This is a genomic window from Rhodanobacter aciditrophus (assembly GCF_042679525.1).
GTDB classification, from domain to species: Bacteria; Pseudomonadota; Gammaproteobacteria; order Pseudomonadales; family Marinomonadaceae; genus Marinomonas; species Marinomonas aciditrophus.
Genome location: NZ_JBHTMN010000009.1, coordinates 29,858 through 56,406 on the forward strand (window position 1 = coordinate 29,858; position 26,549 = coordinate 56,406).

Here is a 26,549-nt window from a genome sequence, read left to right on the forward strand (position 1 = left end):
GACCACTGCACCAAATTAGCGCACCAATAGTGAGCGCATTTTTATTTACCTAGGTTTTTTATTGTGCGTTTTATTAAGCCGAAAACTAATCGCGTATATAAATATTTGAATTTATTAGATTTTTAACAACGCCCAAAATTCTGGCACAGCTTGTGCTTTCAATTACGGCAATTACGCTTCATATTGAAGCAGTATAAGTTCCGAAAGCAATTTCGAATAAACAACACTGGAGAACCATTATGTCAAACAAGACTCTTAGTTTGATTGCTGAACACGACGTAAAGTGGGCAGACCTTCGCTTTACAGACTTCAAAGGTAAAGAACAGCACGTAACCATTCCTGCCTCAAGCGTAGACGAAGAATTCTTCGAAACAGGTCAAATGTTTGATGGTTCTTCTATCGCTGGTTGGAAAGGTATCAACGAGTCTGACATGATCATGATGCCACAAGATGACACTTCTCTTCTTGACCCTTTCACAGAAGATGCAACCGTTATCATCCGTTGTAACATCATCGAGCCTGCAACAATGCAAGGTTACGACCGTGACCCACGTTCTGTTGCACTTCGCGCGGAAGAATTCCTTAAGTCTACTGGTCTAGGCGACACAGCATTCTTCGGTCCTGAGCCAGAATTCTTCATCTTTGACGACGTAAAATGGCACGCAGACATGTCTGGCTGTGGCGTTCAAATCAACTCTGAAGAAGCAGCTTGGTCTTCTAACAAGTCTTTCGAAGGCGGCAACACAGGCCACCGTCCACGCGTTAAAGGCGGCTACTTCCCAGTACCACCAGTGGATTCTCACCACGAAATCCGTACTGCAATGTGTTCTGCTATCGAAGCAATGGGCCAAGAAGTTGAAGTACACCACCACGAAGTTGCGACTGCTGGTCAAAACGAAATCGGTGTTAAATTCAACACTCTAGTTAAGAAAGCTGACGAAGTTCAGGTAATGAAGTACTGCGTACACAACGTTGCTCACGCATACGGTAAAACAGCTACTTTCATGCCTAAGCCGATCGTTGGTGATAACGGTTCTGGCATGCACGTTCACCAGTCTTTCTGGAAAGACGGCGAAAACCAATTCGCAGGTGACAAATACGCTGGTCTATCTGATATGGCCCTTTACTACATCGGCGGTATCATCAAGCACGCTAAAGCTATCAACGCTTTCGCGAACGCTTCTACTAACTCTTACAAGCGTCTTGTACCAGGTTTCGAAGCGCCAGTTATGCTTGCTTACTCTGCACGTAACCGTTCAGCTTCTATCCGTATCCCATACGTTGCGTCTCCTAAAGGCAAGCGTATCGAAGCACGTTTCGCGGATCCAACCGCTAACCCATACCTATGTTTCGCAGCAATGCTGATGGCTGGTATCGACGGTATCAAGAACAAGATCCACCCTGGCGATGCTGCTGACAAAGACCTTTACGATCTTCCACCAGAAGAAGGTAAATTGATCCCAACAGTTGCTGGTAGCCTTGAAGAAGCGCTTCAGTGCCTAAGCGATGACCGCTCTTTCCTAACAGAAGGTGGCGTATTCTCTGACGACATGATCGATGCTTACATCGCTCTTAAGTCTGAAGAAGTTGAGCGCGTAAACATGACAACTCACCCAGTTGAGTTCGAACTTTACTACAGCGTTTAATACTCGCTTAAGTTAATCGAAAAGCCCCGACCTCAGTTGGGGCTTTTTTTTGCCCCCATTTCACGCACCCCAAAATAGTTGCACCAAAACAGAACACGCGAGACCATTTACTGCTTATAAAACATAGAAAACATAAGGCATTAAAAACGCCCAATGTTGGTTCGTATTTTGCAATACATAGAAATCCAGCCGATCCCCCATAATACCTTCGGCCTGGAAGACATCAGCTTACGGGCGAAATAACAAAGAGGCACACTCAAAGTGTACAGTTTACTGATAGACCATTTATCCACTGCCGTACTACAGCTCAATCGTGAGCTATGTATTGAGTACCTTAATCCGTCTGCAGAAATGATGCTGGAAGTAAGCCGCCGTAGAATCTATGGCCAGGACCTGGCCGCCGCTTTTTTCGAAAACAACGAGAGCCGTGAAGCCCTATTAAATGCAATAGAATCAGGACATGCCTTTACCAAACGTGAAGCGGAAATCACCCTGACCACAGGCAAAACGGTACTTTGCGATTACAACGTGACACCTGTCATGGGTGCCCTGAATCTAACGGATAGTTTACTGATAGAGCTCCATCCTCGAGATCGCATGAAGCGCATATCCCAAGAAGATGAGCTCATCGCCAACCATCAGACCAGCAAAGAACTTATTCGCGGTTTGGCCCATGAGATAAAAAACCCTCTTGGTGGCATTCGCGGTGCAGCACAACTTATCAGTCGTGTATTTAACGACGAAGGCCTTAAAGACTACACCCAAGTCATCATTGAAGAATCGGACCGCCTTAGAGATCTTGTTGATCGTCTACTGGGGCCAAGACAACTGCCCCAATACCGTCCACTCAATATTCACCGGGTAACCGAGCGCGTTAACCAACTGATCTCTGTCGAATCAGAAGGCCAAATCACCTTAACTCGCGATTACGACCCCAGCATTCCTGATTTAGTCGGTGACGAAGCCCAGCTTATTCAAGCCGTGCTAAATGTCATGCGTAACGCTATGCAAGCCCTATTAAACCAGGAAGACAACCAAGATAAGCACATTACCGTCTCTACTCGCACCCTGCGTCAATTCACCATTGGCGCTAAACGTCACCGCTTGGTATGCCGTATCAGCATTGTGGATAACGGTCCTGGTATCCCAGATAACATTATGAAAACACTCTTCTACCCAATGGTAAGTGGACGCGCGGATGGTACAGGCCTTGGTCTATCCATTGCGCAATCCGTTGTCCACCAACACCACGGAATAATAGAGTGCAAAAGTCAGCCACAGCTCACTGAATTTAATATCCTTATACCGATCGAAAAAACGGTAGCAGGCTAGGAGGAACACATGTCACAACAAGAAACTGTCTGGATCGTAGATGATGATCGGTCTATCCGCTGGGTACTAGAGAAAACCCTCGAGCAAGAAGGCATTCAGTGCCGCCTGTTTGACTCTGCCGATGCTCTAGCAAACATGATCGGCAAAGAGCAACCTACTGTCATCATCAGTGATATTCGTATGCCAGGCATGGACGGCCTCACTCTGCTCAACAAATTGCAAGAAGATCACCCTTATATCCCGGTGATCATCATGACGGCCCATTCAGATTTAGAGAGTGCCGTGGCGTCCTATCAGGGAGGTGCCTTCGAATACCTACCTAAGCCTTTTGATGTGGAAGAAGCCGTAAGCCTTATTAAGCGCGCAATCCTGCACCACAATAAGTCTAAACCAGAAGCAACCACCGAAGACATTGAACCCCTTGCACAGACAGAAATTATTGGCGAAGCCCCAGCCATGCAAGAAGTCTTTCGTGCCATCGGTCGCTTAGCAAATTCCAATATCACCGTATTAATTAACGGAGAATCAGGTACTGGTAAGGAACTGGTAGCGCAAGCACTGCACCGCCATAGTCCACGAGCAGCTAACCCCTTTATCGCCCTAAACATGGCAGCCATCCCCCATGACCTAATCGAGTCAGAACTGTTTGGTCACGAAAAAGGCGCATTTACAGGGGCCAACACCCAGCGCCGCGGACGGTTTGAACAGGCAAATGGCGGTACGCTTTTCCTAGACGAAATCGGTGATATGCCAGCAGAAACCCAAACTCGTTTGCTACGAGTATTAGCCGACGGGGAATTCTACCGCGTGGGCGGCCACACCCCAGTGAAAGTAGATGTACGTATCATTGCTGCCACCCACCAAAACCTAGAAGGTCTGGTTGAAAAAGGCTCCTTCCGTGAGGATTTATTTCACCGTCTAAATGTCATCCGCATTCATTTGCCTAAACTTGCGGAGCGCCGTGAAGACATCCCGAAATTAGCTCGACATTTCCTAAGCCGAGCGGCAGAAGAACTGGCAGTAGAACCAAAGATCCTAACCAAGGACACTGAAAACTACCTAAGCCGATTAGATTGGCCTGGTAACGTACGTCAGCTTGAAAATACCTGTCGCTGGTTGATCGTCATGGCTTCTGGCCGCGAAGTACTCATTGAGGACTTACCACCAGAACTGTTGAACACCACACCATCCGAACGCCCATTTGGTTCTTGGGAAGATGCTCTGAAAAACTGGGTGGACAGTGCCTTAGCAAGCGGCCAAAAAGGCATCTTGGAACAAGCGGTGCCGAAGTTTGAACGCATCATGATCGAAACCGCCCTCACCCATACAGCCGGTCGTCGTCGGGATGCCTCTCTACTACTCGGTTGGGGACGCAATACCCTCACCCGTAAGATCAAAGAGCTCGGCATAGACAATGCAGATATGGACGATTAACCCTTCCCGTTATTTCCATTGACCTAACGCAAGCCCAACAGAAGAATCTGTTGGGCTTTGTGCAATTTGATGAAGTTTTATACAAAATCTCTTGCGTTTATCCTAATGATCCCCTAAAAATACCCTTTGATTTAGGCATAAATACACAAGGACCTTCACATGTACCCTACTCTTGAGTCGATGGGAATCAACAGTTTTGAAAATATCGAGAAATACACCCTGCGTTACGAAGGTGGTTTCGATGTTTTGAAGATCTATTACCGTCGTGAAAAAGGCTCATTGCTACCAAAAAGCAAGAAATTCAAATTCGGTCGCGCTACTCGCACCGTACTTGCTGATGGCGGCTTACAACAATACCGCGAAGTCAGCGAACCATCTTTGGTCGTACTGCGCGCTGTAGACGAACTTGGCCGCCTACTTGGCCAAGAGTTCGAAGACAAGCTAACCAAAGAAGATCTAATCAAAGAATTGGATCATCTTGAGCGTGTTGTTGCTAATAAAGTGGCTGAGCTTAAAGAAAAAATCGAGAAACTGTCTTAATTTCTCAATCACGGCCATAGACAACTATGGCCGTTTTTCATCCAAAGCATTACACTCCGCAGATATTTTTTGACGGAGCCCAATATGCTTATCTCTTCTAACGCCTCCGAAATTGCTGACATTATCCGCCAAGGTGGCGTAGTTGCTTACCCGACTGAAGCCGTATGGGGATTAGGTTGTGACCCCTTTAACGAGCAAGCAGTTCAACAAATTCTGACCCTAAAGTCTCGCCCAATGGAAAAGGGCCTAATCCTTATTACGGGTCATGAAAGCCAATTAACACCTTGGCAATATATGTTGCCCGCTGAACAGTTTGCCCGTCTTATTGCTAAGACAGAACGTCCAACCTCTTGGGTTGTGCCAGACACTCAAATCACCCCTGCTTGGGTTCGCGGTCAGCACCCTAGCGTCGCCATCAGACTCAGTCAACACGAGCCCGTTCAAGCGCTCTGTCATGCCTATCAAGGGGCTATTGTTTCTACTTCTGCTAACCCTGCCGGACTCGAACCAGCAATATCTAAAGAGAAAGTGATCGCTTACTTCAGCGATAAACTTGATGCAATTTTTGATCAACCCCTAGGCCAAGCAAGCAAGCCTTCACAGGTACTCGACTTAATGACCGGACAGCAATTCCGAGCCTAACGCCATGCACAAAAAAGCCGAGACACGTCTCGGCTTTTTAACCCTAAATCATGGATTATGATCAATGACCACCCAGATACGCCTCGCGCACCTCAGGGTTCACCAAGAGTTCTTCACCGGTACCCGTAAGACGAATCTCTCCGTTCACCATGACATAACCTCGATCGGCCAACTTCAATGCATGGTTGGCGTTCTGCTCCACCAAGAAAATGGTCATTCCTGTACTGGCCACATCCTCTAGGATTTTAAAAATCTGTTTCACAATGATAGGCGCCAAACCTAAGCTTGGCTCATCTAGAAGCAATAACTTAGGACGGCTCATCAAAGCACGCGCAATGGCCAACATTTGCTGCTCACCACCGGACATGGTCGATGCCCGTTGGTTACGGCGCTCTTTTAGACGAGGAAATAACTCAAACATACGCTGCATGTCTTCGTCACAGTGCTCCATACCAATTGGAATCGTCCCCATTAGCAGGTTCTCCTCCACGGACATACCAGGGAAGATACGACGACCTTCTGGCGATTGTGCCAAACCATTGGATGCCACGTAGTGAGCCGATTTATCAGAGATGTCTTCACCACGATAAATGATCTGACCACTGGAAATACGAGGCTGTCCAAAAATCGACATCAATAGTGTGGATTTACCCGCACCATTGGAGCCAATCATGGTAGCAATCTCACCCTCTTTCACATCAAGACTGACCTTTTTCAAGGCTTGGATGGGTCCGTAGTGGACATCAACATCCTTAAATTCTAACAAGGTTGTCATAGTGTCACCTCTTCACCTTCTTCCGCACCGAGATATGCCGCGATCACCTTAGGATTCGACTTGATATCATCTGGGCCGCCTTTTGCAATCACTTCCCCATGATCCAACACCACAATGTAATCGGAGATATTCATTACCATCCCCATATCATGCTCGATCAACAGCACAGTCGTATTATGCTCATCTCGAAGGACTCGAATCATAGCCGCTAGGGCTTCCGTCTCAGAAGGGTTCAAACCTGCTGCTGGCTCATCCAAGCAAATAAGCTCAGGATTGGTACACATAGCACGAGCAATTTCTAAACGACGCTGCTGGCCGTAAGACAACTCACCCGCCAAGCGGTTAGCAAACTCAGTCAAGTGCACCACTTCCAGCCAATAAAAAGCTCGCTGAAGGGCCTCTTCTTCAGATTTTTTAAACCCTGGCGTATTAAGAATCCCGGCAATCATGCTGCGATTGGCACGCATATGCTGGGCCACTAGCAGGTTTTCAACCACCGACATTTCTTTAAATAAGCGGATGTTTTGGAAGGTACGCGCCAAGCCCGCACGGTTAACTAAGTGAGAGCCACCAAACATCTTGTATTTGATACGCTCATACAATTTTGCTGGGGAGGTAAAATCTGCCCCAGAAAATTTCTGGCCCAACACTTTCACCACACTGGTCTCTTTCCCCCCAGCATTTAGCATGATGCTACCGCCAGTTGCCTTATAGAACCCCGTAAGACAGTTAAATACTGTTGTCTTACCTGCACCGTTAGGACCAATAAGAGCAGAAACAGAGCCGCGCTTGATATCAAAGGTCACGTCATTCAACGCCTTAATACCACCAAAGTGCATCACCAAGTTTTCTACTTTTAGAATGTTTTCTTGGCTCATTTAACTGCTCCCTTTCTCGTAGCAAAACCTGTTCGCGTTACACGAACCAAACCGCGAGGTTTCCAAATCATCATGATTACCATCAAGCAACCAAACATCAACACACGGTAATCAGCGAATTCACGAAGCATTTCAGGCAAAACGGTGAGAACGAACGCCGCAATAACGACGCCAACGGTCGAGCCCATACCCCCCAATACCACGATCGCTAGAATCAACGCTGACTCAAAGAAGGTGAACGACGAGGGATTAACAAACCCTTGGTACGTTGCAAAAAACACCCCAGCAAGACCACCCGTAGAAGCACCTAGCATGAAAGCAGACAATTTCACTAGTACGTGGTTTAAGCCCAACGAACGACATGCAATCTCGTCTTCACGCAAAGCTTCCCAAGCACGGCCAATAGGCATGCGAGTTAAACGGTGCTTAACGTACAAGACAGCCAAACAAACCAAGAACAACACCAAATAAATAAAGATATATTTGTAAGCGGAATCGTAAGGCAAACCGAAGAATTCATGGAATGGTGTCCCCTCTCGGGAACGGCGGGTAAACTCAAGACCAAACAAGGTAGGTAGCGGCGCAGAGACACCGTTTGGACCATGGGTAAACTCAGTCCAGTTGGTTAATACCAAACGGATAATCTCACCAAAGCCCAAGGTTACAATGGCCAAGTAGTCACCATGCATCCGCAACACAGGGAAGCCAAGTATGGCCCCAGCAATGGCGGCCATGATGGCTGCCAGCGGTAACATAGACCAAAAGCCTAACCCTAGATTTTCATAACCTAGCGCCAAACCATAAGCACCAATGGCATAAAACCCCACGAAGCCTAAGTCCAATAGACCCGCAAGCCCCACCACAATGTTTAGACCTAGCCCCAATAAGACGTAAATCAAACCTAGGATCACCACTGTCAAAACATACTTAGAGGCAATGAATGGCACCAACAAGCCCACTACAATCACTACAGGGATGATAAAGCGCATCTTGCTCTTGTAATCCGGAGCCGTGACCACAACCCCATCATCTTTGGTGGACTGGCGATAAAGGAAAGCGGCACCAAATTCAGATTGAGCAAATAATGACACAGCAAAACGCCCTGCCATGACCACAGCAATGATCCATGCCACATCAGCGCCTTGGAAGTTAAACTCGTAACCATCCAACAAGACACCAACGACCGGACCAAATACGATCAACGCCAAAAGACCTGCAATCAGCGTGTCTTTAATGGCTGCTCCAATATTAATTCCTGACGTTTGTTGGCTCATTACACTTTCTCCACTTCAGGTTTACCAAGCAAGCCACTTGGACGGAAGATCAAGATGATCACCAACAAAGAGAAAGAGAAAACGTCTTTGTAATCAGACGAAATCAAACCAGCAAACAAGGCTTCGGACAAACCAAGAATAACCCCACCAAGCATAGCGCCCGGCAAAGATCCTATACCGCCCAATACCGCTGCGGTAAATGCCTTAATACCAATGATGAATCCCACATAGAAATCGAATGCACCGTAATCAAGGGTAATCAATACCCCAGCCAGAGCAGCCATGGCAGCACCGATCACAAATACAGAAGAAATGATGCGATCTGTGTTGATACCCAGAATGGACGCCATTTTACGATCTTGCTGTGTCGCACGACACATACGGCCTAGCTTGGTTTTCTGAATGATATAGGTAAGCACCCCCATACCCAAAAACGCAGCACACAAAATAAACAGCTTCATGTAAGTCAGCTGAACAAAACCATCCCCTACATCGATACGAATCGCACCAGTTAGCATGGTAGGAACACCTTGCTGACGAGCACCTTGGGCGATCTGAACATAGTTTTGCAGAATAAGAGACATACCAATCGCAGAGATTAATACAGCTAAGCGGCTAGAGTTACGAAGAGGACGGTAAGCAACTCGTTCAATAACCCAACCATAAGCACCTGTCACCACAATGGTGAAAATCAGCGTACCGAAAATGATGATTGGGAAAGACTCCAAACCGAAAAAAGAAAGAAGGGCAATAGCGATAGCCGTTAGGTAACTAGAAACCATGTAGACATCACCATGGGCGAAGTTAATCATCCCAATAATGCCGTATACCATGGTGTAACCGATCGCGATGAGCCCGTAAACGGAACCAAGTGTTAAGCCGTTTACTAACTGCTGGAGAACGATATCCATCAAAAAAACCTCTGGGGAATTTAAAACAGGGGGAGTAAGGGAGGCGAGATAATGCCTCCCTATTTTTCATCAACTAAGGGTATTAATTGTCTAGCATTGAGTATTTACCGTTCGCATCCCACTCGTACATGACGTAGTCAGACACTAGCAAATCACCCTTGTCGTCAAATTGCTTGGTTCCCATAACCGTTTCAATTTTGTTGGAATGCAACCAGTCAGATGCTGCGATTGGGTCAAGATCACTTGCTTCTAGGGCCGCTGCAACCACCTGCATCGCAGTGTAGGAGTACATGACATAACCTTCTGGCTCAATACCTTCAGCACGGTATTGTTCCACTACCGCTTTACCTGCTGGGTAAGAGGTTGGATCTGCACCAAATGTCATCAATACGCCATCAACGTATTCTGGAGAACCAGCAACCGATACAAATTCGTCAGATACGATACCGTCACCAGAAATGAACTTCGCCGTTAAGCCTTGCTCACGCATTTGGCGAACCAATGGACCCGCCTCAGAGTGCAAACCACCGAAGTAAACCACGTCAGCATCTACTGAACGAATCTTAGTTACTAGAGCGTTAAAGTCTTTCTCACCACGGGTTAGACCTTCGTATAGCACTTCATCTAGACCGTAGGCGTTCATCGTCGCCTTCATGGCATCAGCCAGACCTTTACCGTAGGTATCTTTGTCGTGAATGATGGCAACACGTTTCGCACCTAGCTCACCCACGATGTAGCTTGCCGCCACATCACCTTGCTGGTCATCACGACCACATACGCGGAAGACACTTGGTAGACCACGATCAGTCAATGCTGGGTTAGTAGATGCCGGTGTGACCATTAGCACACCCGCTTCGTCGTAGATTGCAGAAGCTGGAATGGAAGAAGAAGAACAGAAGTGGCCGACAACCGCGACAGCTTCGTCGGAGTCCACTAGACGGTTAGCAATAGAAACGGCTTGCTTTGGTTCACAGGCGTCATCTGCTTTAACAAGCTTGATCATTTCGCCATTGATACCACCTTTAGCATTGATGTCCATGGCAGCCTTCTCAGCACCACGCCATAGCTGCTCACCGAATGCTGCGTACGCACCAGTATGAGGACCTGCTACACCAATTACTACATCCGCTTGAGCCAAAGTTGCTGCACCAGCTACTGCCAATGAAACAAGCGTTTTTCTAACAACTGCTTTAGACATGTTCTGAACTCCTAACTCGTTTTGGTTTTATCGTTATAATTAAAAAGCAAGAAGCGTTCCAAAAATTTCAACCCATGAAAGTGAGTAAATTTAGGAAGCATTACGTAAACAATTTAAGAAATGTGCACCGTAATATGGCTCAAACAATAATCTCTGTTCAATCTGTGGTCAATAGGAGTGCACAAAATAAGCGCAACAAACATTCTATAAGGCACAATAATGGCAGCATAAAGCACTAGAATTATCTTGTTTTATAGCTTAAAAAACTTTTTAGTATTAAATTTGCACAGAAATGTGCGAGGAGAAAATAGCCAGGTGAGCGTCATCAAGGTGACGAATGATTCGAATTTAAGAATTATTAATATATAGGAAGCGACAGCCAAATTCCTATCAAAAAACTACGGTTTTTTATCAAAAAAATCTGGCTGTGGATCAACCCTAATGTAACTGCTCTTTTATCGAGACCAATTGCACTGATAAAGGCTGGGCAAGACGCTCATGAAGGTAATGCATGGTTTCAGGGTAAGGGTGACCAATCGCAACGGCCGCCCCATATTTGTGGGCTTTCTTGATTAAGATTTCGAACTGCTTATTAATAGCGCTTTGAGTTTTCACATTGTCTAAAAAGACATCCCGTGTAACGGTCCTGATCTGTCTTTCCGACGCCACCACGTGAGCCACACTCTTAGCGTCCGTCAAACTGTCCACAAAGAACAAAGACCGCTTCGCCATCACATCCATTACCCATTCCATGGAGGCCCTATGGGTCGTCAACAAGCTTCCCATGTGGTTATTGACCCCTTGAACCCAAGGCACGCTATCTAGATCTTCATTCAATACTTTTTTAAACGCCGCCTCATCCATGTTGACATATAGTCCTCCGGGGCCCAGTTTCAACTCACGCTGGTTTTCCATTGGTGCATGCAAGATGGTCACTCGTTGCTGCTTTTTAGCCGCTTCTGCCGCTTGATTGGCATAGGGAGTCATTGGCAATATGGCCAGCACCACTGGGAGCGGCAGAGCAAGGCTTTCCTCCATCCCTCGGCGGTTATAGCCCACATCATCAATGATTACAGAAATCTTGGGAGGCGCTGGCAGAAAATCCATTGCCGAGATGTTCCCCAATGCCATGTCGCTTTTGGAATCGTCCAACATTGGGGAATCAGGCTGTTTAAAAAGCGGAGGCCACTCGGGTTTCGACTTTTCTACCGGCATCAAGATGGGAAAGAGGTGATCATGGGCAGGCTTAGAGCGATCCAACACAGGAAAAAGCACGCTCGCCTCTTGCCCTTTCACCACATCAGAATCACCGACTAACGCCCAGCCGAAAGATCCCCACAGCAAGGCAAAAACAAGCAGAGTCTTTTTAACGACTCCTAAGGTCTCACTCAATTTCATTTAACGAGCCATAAACTGCTGAGCACTTTGTAATACAGAGAATGCTTGGAACAATTGGAAATCAGACGTGGCTAGCTCATTAAGCGTATTATCCACATCGGAGCTGGTGCGTTCTTTTCCACCGGTACCATTTCCCAAATGCCCTTTGAGTTCCGCTTCTTTGATAAAGAAGCGTCCTGTTTCGACACTTACTTTCGCCTGTGGAATCACCATATCAGGTAAGATGCCCTGAGCCTGAATAGAGCGACCATTTGGCGTGTAGTACAGTGCTGTGGTGAGTTTGACAGCCGCGCCATTAGACAAGGGCACTACTGTCTGAACAGAGCCTTTCCCAAAGGTTTCCATCCCCATTACCATGCCACGCTTATGGTCTTGTATCGCCCCCGCCACAACTTCTGAAGCGGATGCCGAGCCCTCGTTAACCAGCACCACTAATGGCGCTTTAGGCAGCAGGGTGCCTTCTTTGGTCGCATTAAACTCGGACTTTGAAAAATCGTGACGCCCATCGGTATAAACAATTAATCCCTCATCGATAAAGCTGTCTACAATAGACACGGCACTTTGTAGGACGCCACCAGGGTTATTTCGTAAATCTAAAATCAGGCCTTTAATAGGGCGCTGCTTTTGCAGAGCAACCATTTCATCCCGGAACTCTTCCGCTGAGTTACCCAAAAACTGGCTAATACGAGCGTAGGCAATGTCGTTACCAAGCCACTCAGTGGTGACACTGCTGTCTTTGATCTCATCACGCTTTAACTCGAATTGAGTAATTTCGTCATCTCGCTCAACATCCAGTACGACCGTTGTCCCCTTTTTGCCTCGCATTAGGGTCACGATTTCTTGCAGGCTCATACCAGAAACCAGCTGATTGTCGATGCGTATGATCACGTCACCGGCTTTGATTCCCCCTTCTGCAGCTGGGGAGCCATCGATAGGAGCGACGACGGTTAATTTGCCCTCTACCATCTCCACTTGCACGCCAATACCCGCGTAGTTGCCAGACGTTTGTTCATCAAAGTCGGCCACTTCTTCTTTAGTCAAAAACTCAGAATGGGGATCAAGAGAAGACACCATGCCCTTTAACGCTTTGTTCAAAATGGTTTGATCATCCATTTCTTCCACATAGCCAGCACTGATGGTTTCAAAGGTTTCCACGAAGGTTTGAATCTCTTCTAGAGGTATTGTCTTTTTCGTCGCCCCTTCGTCAGCTGCCCAAACAGCCCCCGATAATGCGAGACTCATTCCCACTGCGATAAGAGATCGCTTGAAACCTAACATATACTTTTCCTTATTTTGGAGCGGAATATTAACCCGTACGCACCCAACTTAATGGAGATAAAGGCTCGCCATCATGACGAATTGAAAAAAACAAGCTCGTTTCAGAGCGCCCGCCAGAACTGCCTGCTGTGGCAATCACATCATTGGCGCTGACCCACTCACCTACTTCTTTGAGTAAGCTTTGGTTATAGCCATAAAGCGACATGTAGCCGTCACCATGATCTATAATCATTAAAAAGCCGAAACCACGCATCCAATCAGCGAAAACCACTCTGCCATGGTAGGTCGCTCTGACTGACTCCCCATCACGGGCCGCTAGCGCCACACCTCCCAAGTTGATTTGGGAATTATCCGGTAAGCGCTTCAACACGTTAAGTGGTTTGATCAACTTTCCTTTTTGCGTTCCAAAAGGCGTGTCTTGGTCAGGAATCTGTATGTCTGCAAGGGCTTGCTCAAGCTGTTTTAGCAATGCCTGCATTTGCGCTTCGTTTTTTTTGAGCTGTGCCGCCTTTCGATCACCAGAATTCAAATCGGTTTCAATTTTCGCAAGTAATTTTTTACGCTGGGCTTGCTCTTCGGTGACCCGAGACTGTCGCTTTTTTAAATCCGCTTGCTCTTGAACCATTTGCGCCCGCTGGCTGCGGATGCTTTTTTCAATCAAGTTAAGATCGTTTGCTTCCGCCGAAAAGCCATTAACAAGGGACTGACGGGCATTAGAAAAATAGCGGTTGTAGTGGATCAGACGCATGGATTCATCCGTGGGCCGATCATTGAGTAGGTATTTCAGACCATCATCATCACCAGAACGATAAACCGCCCTGAGTTGGGCGGCTATCTGTTCATGCTGTTGTTGGATGCTAAGCTGCAAACTACGTTGCTGGGATTGCAACGTTTTCAGTTGAGCAGCGCCCTTTTCCAAGCTTTGTTGCAGCTCTTGGATCTGTTTCGACAGGTCTTGAATCGATTGCTCTTTGCTTTCCAGTTGCTTCTCAACACTGGAGCGCTCGTCTTTCAAATCCTTAAGCCAATCATTTAACTTGGCCAGATCTTTTTGCAACGCTTGAATCTGTTGGCGCGCCTCCTCCGGTGTTTGCGGCGCTGCCGACCAGGCAAAGCTGGTCAGCAGGAGGCTTAGCATCAATAAGCAGGTCTTCAATCCCATTAGGATTTCCTTACATTATTGACGAATAAGTAGGCTGTGGCCGGTCATCTCTTCTGGTTTATCCATGCCCATCATATCCAGTAGGGTCGGAGCAATGTCACACAGTGCACCTTCTTGCAGAGCGAGGTCAGCATTAGGTGAGACAAGTACCAGCGGCACAGGTTCCAATGTATGTGAAGTCAGTGGCTGGGAGCCATCGTCGCTCAACATTTGTTCTACGTTACCATGGTCCGCTGTAATCAAGCACTGGCCACCGTTCACTTCCAGAGCAGCCAAGATACGACCTAGACAAGCATCCACGGCCTCTACTGCTGCCACCGCAGCTTCAAAGATACCACTGTGCCCCACCATGTCACCGTTAGCGAAGTTACAAATGATGGTGTCGTACTTACCCGCTTCGATTACTTCCACCAGTTTGTCCGTGACTTCAGGCGCACTCATTTCTGGTTTAAGGTCGTAGGTTGCCACATCTGGTGAAGGAATCAATTCACGCTCTTCACCATCAAATACGGCCTCTTCACCACCATTGAAGAAGAAGGTAACGTGGGCGTATTTTTCCGTTTCTGCGATACGCAGTTGCTTTTTGCCAGTCTTAGACAAGACTTCGCCCAGCGTATTACTTAGGGCAACAGGTGGGTAAGCCACATCCGCTTTGATGTCGGACGCAAATTCCGTGAAGGTTACAAAGCTCGCCAAGGCTGGCGTGGACTTGCGAGCAAAACCATCAAAGTCAGCGTCAGTGAAGGCGCGAGTCAGTTGACGAGCACGGTCAGGGCGGAAGTTAGCAAAGATCACAGCATCGCCATCTTCTACACTCACTGCCTCACCAATGGCAGTCGCTTTAACGAATTCGTCGTTTTCATCACGGTCGTAAGCCGCCTCAATGGCCGCTTTAGCGGAATCCGCTTGGTACTCAGAAGCACCGTCGACAATGACATTGTAGGCTTGCTCGACACGATCCCAACGGCTATCACGATCCATAGCATAGTAACGACCAGTCAAAGACGCGATACGTCCTACGCCAAGCTCTGCTAACTTAGCTTCAAGCTCTGCAATAGGATCTTGTGCGGAGCGTGGCGGTGTGTCGCGGCCATCAGTGAAGCCATGGACATAGACAGCTTTGGCACCTTTACGGGCTGCCAATTCACACATTGCCATAATTTGTTCGTGGTGACTGTGAACGCCACCTGGCGATAGAAGCCCTAGTATGTGTACGGCTTTACCCGCCGCCACCGCTTTGTCTACCGCGCTTACTAAGGCGTCATTTTCAAAAAAGCTACCGTCTTCAATGGCTTTCCCGATACGGGTAAAGTTTTGGTACACCACTCGGCCTGCGCCAAGGTTCATGTGACCTACTTCTGAGTTACCCATTTGCCCGTCTGGTAATCCAACGGCCATACCAGAGGTTTTAATCAGAGTATGTGGGCGATTGCCCCACAGTTTGTCCCAATTCGGAGTGTTTGCGGCTGCGATCGCGTTAGAAGTAGAGGTTTCGCTGTATCCCCAGCCATCCAGAATAAACAGTGCCGTTGTTTTCTTATTCATGTGTACCAATCCCGATGAGTAATTGACGATTACATTTGATACTACCATAGCCCTCCCACGGCTTTACAGCACGTAAAAGGCTATAGCTGTAATAAAATTACATAATGTCCGAGTGCTTGAGCAACCAATCCCTAAAGGTCACCACCTGCTCAAGGTCCGCTTTGTCCGCCGGATACGATAAAAGGTACTCGTGGGGGGTTTCCACACTGTCACCAAATGGCGCGATCAAATCCCCTGCGGCTAAGGCTTGTCCTGCAATAATAGTGGGCAAGATGGCAATACCCATACCGTGCTTAGCGGCCTCTAACAACATATGAAAGTGGGCAAAGGATGGCCCCGCAAACGAGCCACTTTCGAGGTCTTGCGCCACCATCCAATCCGGCCAAGCATTGATGCGAGAGGATAAATGCAGCATCGGGAAATCCACTACATCTTTAGGTTCTAACCCTGTTAATTCAAGCCCTTCTAACAAGCTTGGCGCACAGACTGCTACGACTCGCTCACTGAGCAAATGGTGACTCACGGCCCTTGGCCAATGGTCGCCACCGTAGTGCAGAATAATATCGATGCTTTCTGGGTCAATCTTGGCCGCATCATCAAGGGATCGAACTTTGATTTGGAAGCGGGGGTGTGCCTTTTCAAAGGCAGCGAGTTTGGGCATTAACCAGTAGGAAGCAAAGGTGGGCAGTGCAGAAATCGTCAAAGTCGTCTTTTCATCTTCCCGATGCAGCATACGCAAACTAGCGTTCTCCATGCTGTCTAATAAGGGCACCACTTCTTTGTAATAAGCCGCCCCAGTACTGGTTAAGACCAAGCGCTTGTTAAGGCGGATAAACAAGTCCCGGGATAGGAACTCTTCGAGGTTACGGATTTGGCGGCTGACCGCACTTTGGGTTAGATGCAGCTCTTGAGCTGCCCGGGTAAAACTCAAATGCCGAACAGACGCTTCAAAACATTTAAGCGCCGTAGAAGAAGGGATGTATCTCCGCATTGATATGCCATATTTACCGAATGTTATGGGAAGTCGTAACTTTACAGCAAGTCGTCACATTCGCCTATCAAGAGAACAAAGGAACACCCATAGATTACGCATTCCTTTGCATTTGTTTGCCAATATATGGCGTCTATCCTAGTCCAATACGTGGGTACGCTGCCCCACATGGTAAGTGTGTGCCCCCACTTCATAGAACATACGCTTCACCTCACGTAGAGGAATATCACGCAAGGTCGTCATTGGTGCCGACAGAGCATCCCGTTTACCGGCAAACCATTGGGCTAACTCTTTGCCCATAATGGTGCCTGGGCCGATGCCTCGCCCACTGTAACCGGCCACACTATACAACCCACGCTGAAGCTGCTGACAATGGGGCAGATGGTCTTCGCTGTAGGCGATCTTGCCTGTCCAAGAGTATTCCCAGCTGACCTTCTCTAGAACTGGCCACAGCTCCTTAACACGCTGTGTCGCCCAGCTTGCGTGGTAATGCTTTTCGCCCCCCATACCGCCAAACACCAAACGGCCCTGCTGATCTAGGCGGAATGAGCTCATCACGGTACAAGTGTCCCAACAGCCTTCTTTATTCGGGAGAATGACGTCTAATACGTCTTGCGGTAACGGCTGGGTGGCGAGTTGGCTATAAAAAATAGGGACAAACTTACGCGCCTGTTGTTTTACCCCATATTCGCCGTAGGCGTTGGTGGCCAGAACCACCTTGTCAGCTTTCACACTGCCGCGGGCGGTTTTTACCAACCATCGATCCCCCTCAGGTAAGACATTTTCTACCGGAGATTGGTCAAATAGTTGAGCCCCTTCTTTCAGAGCCGCATGGGCCAACCCTCGAGCATAGCCCAATGGTTGAATCGTCCCTGCACGAGGGTCGAATAGTGCCGAATTGAACTTTTTCGAGCCAATACGCGCCTGCGCCTCAGGCGCATCTAATAAGGTTACTGGCGCTCCCCGCTGTTGCATTTGTTCACAGCGGCGTTGTAGCTGAGCCAAGCCAGCCTTTCCTACACCACAGTGCAGAGTGCCATTGCGAGTGGCCTCACATTGAATGCCGTATTCTTCCACCAAGCCATAAACGTAATCTGGAGCGACGGCTAAAGCATCGTATAAAGTTTTACCCGCTTCTTTACCTAGCTGGCGGTCAAGATCGTCTGGCTCCAGCCATAGTCCAGCATTGGCCAATCCCACATTACGTCCAGAGCCGCCATAACCGATTTCAGATGCCTCAACCAGAGCCACACTTAAACCAAACTTTGCTAGATGCAGTGCCGCAGACAAGCCAGTAAACCCACCACCAACGATAGCAACATCAACGTCTAATTCTTGCTCCAATGGCATCAGTTCCGAAGCCGCTGGGGCACTCGCGCGCCATAGGGAATCACAAGGCTGTTGAATAGACATAAAGACGACCTCTCAAAAAAAACAGACAGGGAAAACAATCAACAAAAACCAAAACAGGCGAGCTAGACTCGCCTGTTTACTTTATGGAAGGTACTCGCTGTTATTCGAATACAATGCCTTGTGCCAACGGTAGGTCACCACCGTAGTTGATGGTATTTGTTGTACGACGCATGTAGTTGCGCCATGCATCAGAACCGGACTCGCGACCACCACCAGTTTCTTTCTCACCACCGAACGCACCACCGATCTCAGCGCCAGAGGTACCGATGTTAACGTTAGCGATACCACAATCTGAGCCCGCTGGAGACATAAACAACTCTGCCTCACGCATGCTTTCAGTGAATACCGCAGAGGACAGACCTTGTGGTACTTCGTTTTGAATTTCGATGGCTTCATCGAAAGTTTTGTAGGTCAAGACATATAGAATAGGCGCAAAGGTCTCTTCATGAACGATTGGTGCATCATGGGCAATACGAACGATGGCAGGCTTCACATAGAAACCACCTGTTGGTACGCCTTCGGTCACACGCTCGCCACCACAAATAATTTCGCCGCCTTGTGCTTTCGCCGCTTCCAGAGCATTTTGCATGCGTGCAAAGCTGCCTTCATCGATTAGAGGTCCAACTAGGTTTCCTTCTTCCAATGGGCTACCAATGCGCAAGGTGCCGTAAGATTTCGCCACGCGCTCCACCAAGCCATCAACAACTGACTCATGAGTGATTAGACGACGCAATGTTGTACAACGCTGACCAGCCGTACCTGCGGCAGAGAATACGATTGCACGTAGTGCTAGATCTAAGTCTGCCGTGTCAGACACGATCATGGCATTGTTGCCACCAAGCTCTAATAATGAACGACCTAGACGTGCTGCTACGGTTTTCGCCACTTCACGGCCCATAGCAGTGGAGCCTGTTGCAGACACCAGTGGGAACACTGGGCTTGCAGAGATAGCCTCACCTAGGTCACGGCCGCCGATCATTACGCTAACAGACGCTTTTGGAATATCAGGCATATCAGCAATGACGTTTTGTGCGATCTGGTACATTGCCAAAGCACAAAGAGGCGCTTTTTCAGACGGTTTTAGTAGGATTGGGTCACCACATACGAGACCTAGCATTGCGTTCCAAGACCAAACCGCCATTGGGAAGTTAAATGCTGTGATCACAGCAACTGGGCCAAGTGGCTGCCATTGCTCCATCATGCGGTGCCCTGGACGCTCAGACACGATAGACAAACCGTGTAGCATGCGTGATTGACCTACCGCGAAGTCACATACGTCAATCCATTCTTGTACTTCACCCAGTGCTTCTGGAAGGATCTTACCCGCTTCAAGAGAGATCACTTGAGCCAATTCGTTTTTGTACTTACGTGCTTCTTCACCAATGCGACGTACTAGCTCGCCACGACGTGGTGCAGGGATCACACGCAAGGCTTTAAAAGCGTCTTGGAGTTCAACGTTTACAGCCTCTAATTGAGCCGGTGTTGCGTTGTTAAACTGAGACAATTTAGCGCCATCAATCGGGCTGTGAGCAGAAAAAGCCTCTCCTTCACCTAGGGATACCTTGTTACCGGTTAGGACGCTGTAAAACGTATCCCCTTGTTTAAGGGAGTTAACACCCAATGTGTCTAAGCAAGCTAAAGTCATGATTGAACCTCGTTATGTGATATCTAAATTCGATGGATTCACAGTACCCCCTAGAGCTATCAATGAGAAATATTGATTTTATGGTTCTGGTCTAGCTTTTTCCTATAGCTAAACCCATACTAATAAAAACACCTGAATCTTGAGACCTCTGTATGGACGTTCGCTCCCTCCGTTACTTTATTGCCGTATTTGAAGAACGCAGCTTAAGCGGTGCAGCAAAACGCTGTTTCGTAGCACAGCCTTCTATCTCGGCTACCTTGGCACAGTTAGAAGATGACCTAGGCACCCAGCTGTTTGTACGCCATTCAAAAGGTGTCACCGCCACGGACAGCGGCGCTCAGCTTTACCCCCACGCTTGTCGCATGGTGAACGATTTAAATGCCATGCGGAGCATGTTTTCCGACTCCAGCGCACCATTAGAGTTGTCTATTTCGTTAGCACCTTTCTTATCTGGGGCTCTCGTCAGCCAGGTATTGAAAACCCTATTAGATGAAATCCCAGGGTTGACCTTTAATTTGGTGGATGAATCAGAGCAAGCGGATTTGCGTTTCACGTGTAATAGCTACACCAGTGACAGCGATGTGTTTTACCCACTCTGGGAAGATAACTATGTGATCGCCATGAACAACGATCACTGGCTCGGGGATTTCCCCTCCTTATCAATAAAACAGATCGATAAGCTGGCGTTCATTTCGCGAAAGCCATGCGATATTCAGGAATCATGGAACTACCTCATGCAGAAACAAGGGGTCACCATGGATATTCGTGCTCAAGTCAAAACAGAGGAGTACGCATTGGATCTGGTAGCAGCGGGTCTAGGTATTTCCTTGATCCCGGAGCACTCCCTACGGGAGCGAAATGACGTCTTGATTCGTCCGATCAATGATGTGAGCTTAAAACGGGTGGTGGGATTAGCGCACTCTAAGCAAACCAGCTTGCCAGCCCATTTAATCAATACGATTTTGGCGGTTAAGCAGCAGCTTTTGAGCACCCATTTTTAGAATGTTTCAGCCCCTATAAATTGATTGCTAATGGTTGAATGCATGATTTTTCAGCATTAGAAGATGCTTTTTTACCTTTTGCAGGGACGCAACGGAGCGCATACAGTGACCCCATCGGTGATGATGACACACACCAAACATTAGGAGAGAGCCATGCAAGTGAATCAATTTTTCGACGCCCTATGGGACGCCTACACAGACGTTACCCCTCAAGCCCATAAGATTCAGACCCTATTCAAACAACAGGGTGAAACAGTGATTAACGATCACGTTGCCTTTCGTACTTTTGGCAACTCTCCTATTTCCTTGGCCAAACTTGAACCCTTGTTTGAACAAATGGGTTACCAAGCTTACGGCCAATTCCGTTTTGAAAACAAACACTTAAAAGCCCGTTGCTATAAGCATACTGAGCAAGCGGATGCGCCAAAGATTTTCTTATCCGAGCTTTTAACAGAAGAACTGACCCAGGACTGCCAAGACATCATTAATGGCCTGGTAGCGCAAATTCCTGCGGATGTGGTGAAAGGCCCAGAAATTTTCTGGCAAAAACGCCTTTGGGATATACCAAGCCTAGAAGACTACCTCACACTGGTAGAGCACAGCGAATACGCCGCTTGGTTAAGCACCATGGGCATGCAAGCGAACCATTTCACAGTGAGCATCAACCATTTAGAGAAGTTCCCAACCATTGAGCAGGTGAACGAGTTGATTCAATCAGAAGGCTACGCTTTGAACCAAACCGGCGGCCTAATTAAAGGCTCTCCTGAGTCCTTCCTACAACAGTCTTCAACCATGGCTGACAAAGTGGATGTGACCTTCTCAGGTGGTGAGACACGGACCATTCCAAGCTGCTTTTACGAGTTTGCTTTGCGCCACAAACAACCCAATGGAGAGCTGTTTGATAGCTTCATTGAAGGCAACGCCGACAAGATTTTTGATTCCACCAACACCAAGTAGTTGGCGAGCGAAGAGCAAGACCTTGCTCTGACCTAAAAAAGGGAGCCTCCTAGGTAGGATGGCCCCCTTTTTTTGTTTTTAACCAATTACAACCGCGGCACTTTTACCTGCAGCACCACATTTAAAGAAACCTGCGCCAGGACCTGATTCCCGTAATAAAACACCTGCGTGGCAAAAGGCACATCACTGCTGGCAGGGCTCAAATCCATCACATCCTGACCTTCCACATAAAGATTGCCATCTTCATTCCATACCACCCGTAAATCTATGGTTCCACCATCCTCTGCCACAAAGGGCCAACGGGTCTGCTGCCCACGATAAATCGCAAGGGGCGATGCATAGTATTGAATCTGCTTTTCACTGGTCGCCACTAAAATATGAAGCTGAGCTAAATCCCCTGTGCTTGGGTTTAACTGACGCTGAGCTAAACGCTCATCGACCAAGGAAAGCTGCTCTTGGGCGATTTTTAGATTTTGCGCATTCTGATGTGTGATGGCGCTCTGCCCGCTCTCCGTAGAGCTAGTCAATGGCGCGCCTTTTTGCAATTCAGGTATGACATGGGCCCGCTCCCAAAGAGCTTCGAGAGTCTGCGCCAACACTAACTGCTGCGCATTACGGGACGTTTCAAAATCCCCTTGAGGATTAATAGTCGTGCACCCCGCCAAGGCCCCCATCATCAGAATGCAACACATGGCTCCTAGGATATTGATCTTTGACACAAGAAACTCCGTCTAACTCTCATTGTTGCTAGTATGTACCCATTGCCCTTGCCGTGTATAATGCTTCGCAGTTTTTTTATAGGCTTGAGACCAACATGATCAATCAATTAATCGAATTCGCAACTAACCACTGGGAAATGGTCGCAGTATTTTTAGCGATCGCAGCGACACTTATCTTTGTTGAAACTCGTGGCGGCGCTCGTACCGTTAGCCCGTCCTCTGCAACGAACCTTATTAATGATAAAGATGCAGTGATTGTCGACATCCGCCCAGCAAATGAATACCGCACTGGCCATATCACAGGTTCCATTAATGTCCCGTCTGCTAAACTAAAAGATCAAATGGGCACATTGGAAAAACACAAATCGTCTCCATTAATCATTGTATGTAAGAACGGTATGACAGCTGGCTCAAGTGCCAAAGAGCTGATCAAAGCAGGCTTTGATGTGTACAAGCTTCAAGGTGGCATTACCGAGTGGCAAAATGCTAGCTTACCGTTAGTGAAAAAGTAATTAATGAGGCCCACCATGGCAAATGTAACCATTTACTCAAGCGACTTTTGCCCGTTTTGCATCCGTGCAAAACAGCTCCTGTCGGCCAAACAAGTGAACTTTGATGAAATCAACGTTGATGGCAACCGTGCGTTGCGTCAAGAAATGATGGAGAAATGCGGACGCCATACTGTTCCTCAGATCTGGATCGGGGAACAACATGTGGGTGGATGCGATGACCTATTTGCCTTAGAGCGTGCACAGAAACTTGATGAAATGCTCGCCAAAAACTAACAATACCAAGGAACTATCATGGCTGAAGAAAACAACCAAGCTCAACCACAACTACAGATTCAACGTATTTTTCTAAAAGACATCTCTTTTGAATCACCACGCTCACCAATGGTTTTTCAAGAAGAATGGAAGCCTGAAGTAGGCCTTGAGCTAAACACTAAGAGCCGTCAAGTAGGCGAAAACCTTTACGAAGTAGTACTAGAGATCACAGTTAACGTTAAAAACAACGGTGAAGCAGCCTACTTGGTACAAGTACTTCAAGGTGGTCTATTCACTATCTCTGGCTTTGAAGAAAAACAATTGCATCACGCACTGGGTGCATTCTGCCCAGGCACGCTTTTCCCATACGCCCGTGAAAACATCGATGCCATCATCACCAAAGGCAGCTTCAACCCAGTCATGCTAGCGCCAATCAACTTTGACGCTCTGTACATGGAAAGCCTACAGAAGCAACAACAGCAAGCTGCAACAGAAACGGCTCAGTAATCCTTTAGCCGGATCAATTAATGCACATCTAAGGAGGCTTCGGCCTCCTTTTTTGTTTATAGTCTGAATAAAGTCTTCCTGATCATCAGATTTGAGCCTTCACATGACAAAGAAAAAACGTAAACCCTGTCCTTACTGCATGAAAATGCGCTGGATGGTGCTCTATTTAACTTGCATGGCATTGATTGGCCTATTATTTTTGCATCAGTTCTTAGGGAAAGGAAGCTAACGTGCGTTTACTCATAGTCACGCTTTTCATCAGCCTATTAAGCGGCTGTGCCACCTATCGGCAGGATGTTGATGAAGGCTTGTCCTTAGCTCGTCAAGGGCAATGGCAAGCAGCAGAAGCGGTATTTGATGAAGCGCTAGACTCTCCTAAAGACCAATTACTTTATTACATGGAAAAAGGCGCCCTCGCCCAATACGAAGGCGACTATGAGCGCAGCAATCAGCTTCTAGAGCAAGCAGAACGACTCAGTGACACCTTTTTTAGCACTAACTTTAGTGACCGAGCTTGGGCCTTTGTCAGCAATCCTCGACAGGGCAGTTACCGTGGAAATGGTGTGGAACGGGTATACATCAGCTACTTAAAATCCCTCAACTATCTCGCCCTATCTGAAACAGCGCCCCAACGACAAAGCAAGGTGCAGTTATTGGATTCCGCCTTGGTGGAAGCCCGTCGCATTGATCTTAAATTGAATGAAATCGCTGCCCAGACCTTGAGTTACAGTGATTTAGAAGCCAAAGAAAACCAGCCCTTCTATCTCAAGGCCGTAGATTGGCTGGGCAACTTTTACTCAGGCGGCCGCAGTACCGAACAGTACCAGTATCGGGAAGATGCTTGGGGGCGCTATCTCGAAGGCCTCCAATATGAAGCGTCAGGACAATATGACGACGCTCGCATCAGTTATACGGATGCCGCCACCCTTTATGAACAAGGTTACGCAGAACAGTACAACCTACCTCAAGTGACTGGAAAGAGAGCGTGGCTCGACGCCATTCGCATGATGCAAAAGTCTGGTTGGAGCAAAGCAGAGATCGAACAAGCGAAAAACGAACACCTCAATGCTCAAATGCTCGATCAATATGACCGCTATCAATCCCACTCAGCTGAACTGGTGATTCTAGAACACCAAGGATTTATCCCGGATAAGAGCGAAATGTCCCTACTCTTATACCCTGATCCACAAAGCTACTCCTTGCTGCTTGACCCCATCATCCCCAACCAGTCAGGTAACCGCAATCTAAACAGCTATGATGAATTCCGCTGGTTTACCATGGTGTACTCGGATCTCACTCCCCTTTCCATGATCGCCAATTACAAAAATGGTGGCGGCTGGGATGTCTTCACCGGCATCTTCACCAAACGCGTCCTCCTAGGCAAAGCAGCTTGGCAGCAACTCGACAGCCTTCAGCTTGATAAAATGCTATATGACATCCCTTTGCGCGTCACAGTGCCATTTTATCGACGCTTTGAACTGGATGCCCGACCTACGGTCACACACCTAGTGGATACCCAAGATAACGGCTCAGATTCAAGTATTCGCATGGCGTCTTTGGCGGACATTGCCTTCCAGGACCAGTTAGCAAACGCCCAACGGGATATCTATGAAAGCCTCGTAAGAGAAATGGTTCGGGCTTGGTTGGCTTATCAAGTACAAAGCCAGCTAACCCAAGACGACACCCTTGGACTGTTTTTAAACCTAGCGAGCCAAGTGACCCTGTTTGCCACTTCTGCCGCGGAAACTCGTAACTGGCTAACCTTGCCCGCGCAAGTCCGCTTAACACGTATACCATTGACACCGGGAGACTATCGCCCCACTTACCAAGCCACAGGCAAGGAATTTACCTTAGGGCCCATCACTCTCGAACAAAACGAATTGAAGATTTGGAATCTTCGCAATCCAAACTAAACTAGAGATCAATGACTTAATGGAGATCCACATGAAAACACTAACATGGCGTACTGCACTGATTGCGCTGCTGAGCACAGCTTTGATGGCCTGTAGCTCAGGTGGAGTTAAGCGAATCGACGTGAACGAGGAAGTTGCCCTATCTGATCGCTGGAACGATACGGATTCTCGCCTTGTGGCAGAAGAAATGATGACAGACATGCTGACCTTCCCATGGTTCCGCGACTACCACATGGAACACGACGGCAACCCAACGGTGATCATCCAAAATATTCGTAACAAGAGCCATGAGCACATCCCTGTGGACACCTTTGTGAACGATATCAAGCGTAGCCTACTCCGTGCCGGTCGGGTCGATTTCGTTGTCTCTGGTGAAGAACGTGAAGACATCCGTACCGAACGAGCAGACCAAGAAATGAATGCAAACCCTGATACCGCCGCTCAATTTGGGTTGGAACAAGGGGCAGGCTTTGCCTTGTCTGGCACCATCAACTCCATCGTGGATTCTGACGGCGACCAACGTGTCACCTTCTACCAAGTGGACTTGAAACTGATTGATATGACCACGAACCGAGAGGTTTGGAACGGCCAGAAGAAAATCAAAAAACTGCTAACAAAAGGCTAAG

The 26,549-nt window shown here is 47.7% G+C and carries 25 protein-coding genes; 12 read left to right on the plus strand and 13 right to left on the minus strand.

Annotated elements, in window-relative coordinates; translation table 11 throughout:
* Window positions 1-239 precede the first annotated feature (239 nt).
* From glnA to ACFQ45_RS08140, 5 genes are all read left to right on the plus strand, one after another.
* A complete protein-coding gene (glnA, locus tag ACFQ45_RS08120) occupies window positions 240-1,646 on the plus strand; it encodes a glutamate--ammonia ligase (protein WP_377366509.1) in 1,407 nt (468 codons plus the stop codon).
* 261 nt (window positions 1,647-1,907) lie between these two features.
* Window positions 1,908-2,978 (plus strand): nitrogen regulation protein NR(II), encoded by a 1,071-nt coding sequence (glnL, locus tag ACFQ45_RS08125; RefSeq protein ID WP_377366510.1) that lies wholly within the window; start codon window positions 1,908-1,910, stop codon window positions 2,976-2,978.
* 9 nt (window positions 2,979-2,987) lie between these two features.
* The gene (ntrC, locus tag ACFQ45_RS08130) at window positions 2,988-4,412 is read left to right on the plus strand and encodes a nitrogen regulation protein NR(I) (protein WP_377366512.1); all 1,425 of its coding nucleotides are present in this window, start codon (window positions 2,988-2,990) and stop codon (window positions 4,410-4,412) included.
* A gap of 159 nt (window positions 4,413-4,571) precedes the next feature.
* The gene (locus tag ACFQ45_RS08135; RefSeq protein WP_377366514.1) at window positions 4,572-4,952 is read left to right on the plus strand and encodes a DUF3461 family protein; all 381 of its coding nucleotides are present in this window, start codon (window positions 4,572-4,574) and stop codon (window positions 4,950-4,952) included.
* An 84-nt stretch (window positions 4,953-5,036) separates the two neighbouring features.
* Complete coding sequence (locus ACFQ45_RS08140; protein ID WP_377366516.1) at window positions 5,037-5,594, plus strand: L-threonylcarbamoyladenylate synthase; 558 nt, start codon at window positions 5,037-5,039, stop codon at window positions 5,592-5,594.
* 61 nt (window positions 5,595-5,655) lie between these two features.
* Here the strand turns inward: ACFQ45_RS08140 and ACFQ45_RS08145 are convergent, their stop codons facing one another.
* The 12 genes from ACFQ45_RS08145 to amaB form a co-directional block, all read right to left on the minus strand.
* Entirely contained in the window at window positions 5,656-6,369 is a 714-nt protein-coding gene (locus ACFQ45_RS08145; protein ID WP_452600450.1) for an ABC transporter ATP-binding protein, read from the minus strand.
* Complete coding sequence (locus ACFQ45_RS08150) at window positions 6,366-7,247, minus strand: ABC transporter ATP-binding protein (protein WP_377366518.1); 882 nt, start codon at window positions 7,245-7,247, stop codon at window positions 6,366-6,368. The genes ACFQ45_RS08145 and ACFQ45_RS08150 overlap by 4 nt, the downstream gene beginning before the upstream one ends.
* Window positions 7,244-8,521: a high-affinity branched-chain amino acid ABC transporter permease LivM gene (gene livM, locus ACFQ45_RS08155; protein ID WP_377366520.1), complete on the minus strand. Its 1,278-nt coding sequence runs from the start codon at window positions 8,519-8,521 to the stop codon at window positions 7,244-7,246. The genes ACFQ45_RS08150 and livM overlap by 4 nt, the downstream gene beginning before the upstream one ends.
* Window positions 8,521-9,432, minus strand: coding sequence for an ABC transporter permease subunit (locus ACFQ45_RS08160; protein ID WP_377366522.1), 912 nt, complete (start codon window positions 9,430-9,432; stop codon window positions 8,521-8,523). Before ACFQ45_RS08160 ends, livM begins: the two co-directional genes overlap by 1 nt.
* 82 nt (window positions 9,433-9,514) lie before the next feature.
* Window positions 9,515-10,630: a branched-chain amino acid ABC transporter substrate-binding protein gene (locus ACFQ45_RS08165; protein WP_377366524.1), complete on the minus strand. Its 1,116-nt coding sequence runs from the start codon at window positions 10,628-10,630 to the stop codon at window positions 9,515-9,517.
* A 438-nt stretch (window positions 10,631-11,068) separates the two neighbouring features.
* Window positions 11,069-12,028 carry a divergent polysaccharide deacetylase family protein gene (locus ACFQ45_RS08170; RefSeq protein WP_377366525.1) on the minus strand — a complete coding sequence of 320 codons (960 nt, stop codon included), beginning with the start codon at window positions 12,026-12,028 and terminating at the stop codon, window positions 11,069-11,071.
* Window positions 12,029-13,306 carry a S41 family peptidase gene (locus ACFQ45_RS08175; RefSeq protein WP_377366526.1) on the minus strand — a complete coding sequence of 426 codons (1,278 nt, stop codon included), beginning with the start codon at window positions 13,304-13,306 and terminating at the stop codon, window positions 12,029-12,031.
* Window positions 13,307-13,334: 28 nt separating this feature from the next.
* Window positions 13,335-14,468, minus strand: coding sequence for a murein hydrolase activator EnvC family protein (locus tag ACFQ45_RS08180; RefSeq protein WP_377366528.1), 1,134 nt, complete (start codon window positions 14,466-14,468; stop codon window positions 13,335-13,337).
* Between the two features lie 15 nt (window positions 14,469-14,483).
* Complete coding sequence (gpmI, locus tag ACFQ45_RS08185; protein WP_377366530.1) at window positions 14,484-16,013, minus strand: 2,3-bisphosphoglycerate-independent phosphoglycerate mutase; 1,530 nt, start codon at window positions 16,011-16,013, stop codon at window positions 14,484-14,486.
* A gap of 97 nt (window positions 16,014-16,110) precedes the next feature.
* Window positions 16,111-17,004, minus strand: a complete 894-nt coding sequence (locus ACFQ45_RS08190) for a LysR substrate-binding domain-containing protein (RefSeq protein ID WP_377366532.1) — start codon at window positions 17,002-17,004, stop codon at window positions 16,111-16,113.
* 138 nt (window positions 17,005-17,142) lie between these two features.
* Window positions 17,143-18,417, minus strand: a complete 1,275-nt coding sequence (locus ACFQ45_RS08195; RefSeq protein ID WP_377366534.1) for an NAD(P)/FAD-dependent oxidoreductase — start codon at window positions 18,415-18,417, stop codon at window positions 17,143-17,145.
* A gap of 100 nt (window positions 18,418-18,517) precedes the next feature.
* Entirely contained in the window at window positions 18,518-20,062 is a 1,545-nt protein-coding gene (gene amaB, locus ACFQ45_RS08200) for an L-piperidine-6-carboxylate dehydrogenase (RefSeq protein ID WP_377366536.1), read from the minus strand.
* Window positions 20,063-20,214: 152 nt separating this feature from the next.
* Here amaB and ACFQ45_RS08205 point away from each other — a divergent pair, with 152 nt between their 5' ends.
* Together ACFQ45_RS08205 and ACFQ45_RS08210 are read left to right on the plus strand one after the other, a co-directional pair.
* Complete coding sequence (locus ACFQ45_RS08205; RefSeq protein WP_377366538.1) at window positions 20,215-21,063, plus strand: LysR family transcriptional regulator; 849 nt, start codon at window positions 20,215-20,217, stop codon at window positions 21,061-21,063.
* A gap of 153 nt (window positions 21,064-21,216) precedes the next feature.
* Window positions 21,217-22,020: a DUF1338 domain-containing protein gene (locus ACFQ45_RS08210; protein WP_377366539.1), complete on the plus strand. Its 804-nt coding sequence runs from the start codon at window positions 21,217-21,219 to the stop codon at window positions 22,018-22,020.
* 86 nt (window positions 22,021-22,106) lie between these two features.
* Here ACFQ45_RS08210 and ACFQ45_RS08215 read toward each other — a convergent pair whose 3' ends face one another.
* Window positions 22,107-22,739 carry a hypothetical protein gene (locus ACFQ45_RS08215; protein WP_377366541.1) on the minus strand — a complete coding sequence of 211 codons (633 nt, stop codon included), beginning with the start codon at window positions 22,737-22,739 and terminating at the stop codon, window positions 22,107-22,109.
* Window positions 22,740-22,834: 95 nt separating this feature from the next.
* On the opposite strand from ACFQ45_RS08215, the gene ACFQ45_RS08220 reads away from it, so the two are divergent.
* The 5 genes from ACFQ45_RS08220 to ACFQ45_RS08240 all read left to right on the plus strand — a co-directional run bounded on the left by ACFQ45_RS08220 (window position 22,835) and on the right by ACFQ45_RS08240 (window position 26,548).
* Entirely contained in the window at window positions 22,835-23,251 is a 417-nt protein-coding gene (locus ACFQ45_RS08220; RefSeq protein ID WP_377366543.1) for a rhodanese-like domain-containing protein, read from the plus strand.
* A 15-nt stretch (window positions 23,252-23,266) separates the two neighbouring features.
* Window positions 23,267-23,524, plus strand: coding sequence for a glutaredoxin 3 (gene grxC, locus ACFQ45_RS08225; RefSeq protein WP_377366545.1), 258 nt, complete (start codon window positions 23,267-23,269; stop codon window positions 23,522-23,524).
* An 18-nt stretch (window positions 23,525-23,542) separates the two neighbouring features.
* Window positions 23,543-24,010, plus strand: a complete 468-nt coding sequence (gene secB, locus ACFQ45_RS08230; protein WP_377366547.1) for a protein-export chaperone SecB — start codon at window positions 23,543-23,545, stop codon at window positions 24,008-24,010.
* Between the two features lie 230 nt (window positions 24,011-24,240).
* A complete protein-coding gene (locus ACFQ45_RS08235) occupies window positions 24,241-25,923 on the plus strand; it encodes a hypothetical protein (RefSeq protein ID WP_377366549.1) in 1,683 nt (560 codons plus the stop codon).
* Between the two features lie 31 nt (window positions 25,924-25,954).
* Entirely contained in the window at window positions 25,955-26,548 is a 594-nt protein-coding gene (locus ACFQ45_RS08240; protein ID WP_377366551.1) for a penicillin-binding protein activator LpoB, read from the plus strand.
* Window position 26,549: the final 1 nt, after the last annotated feature.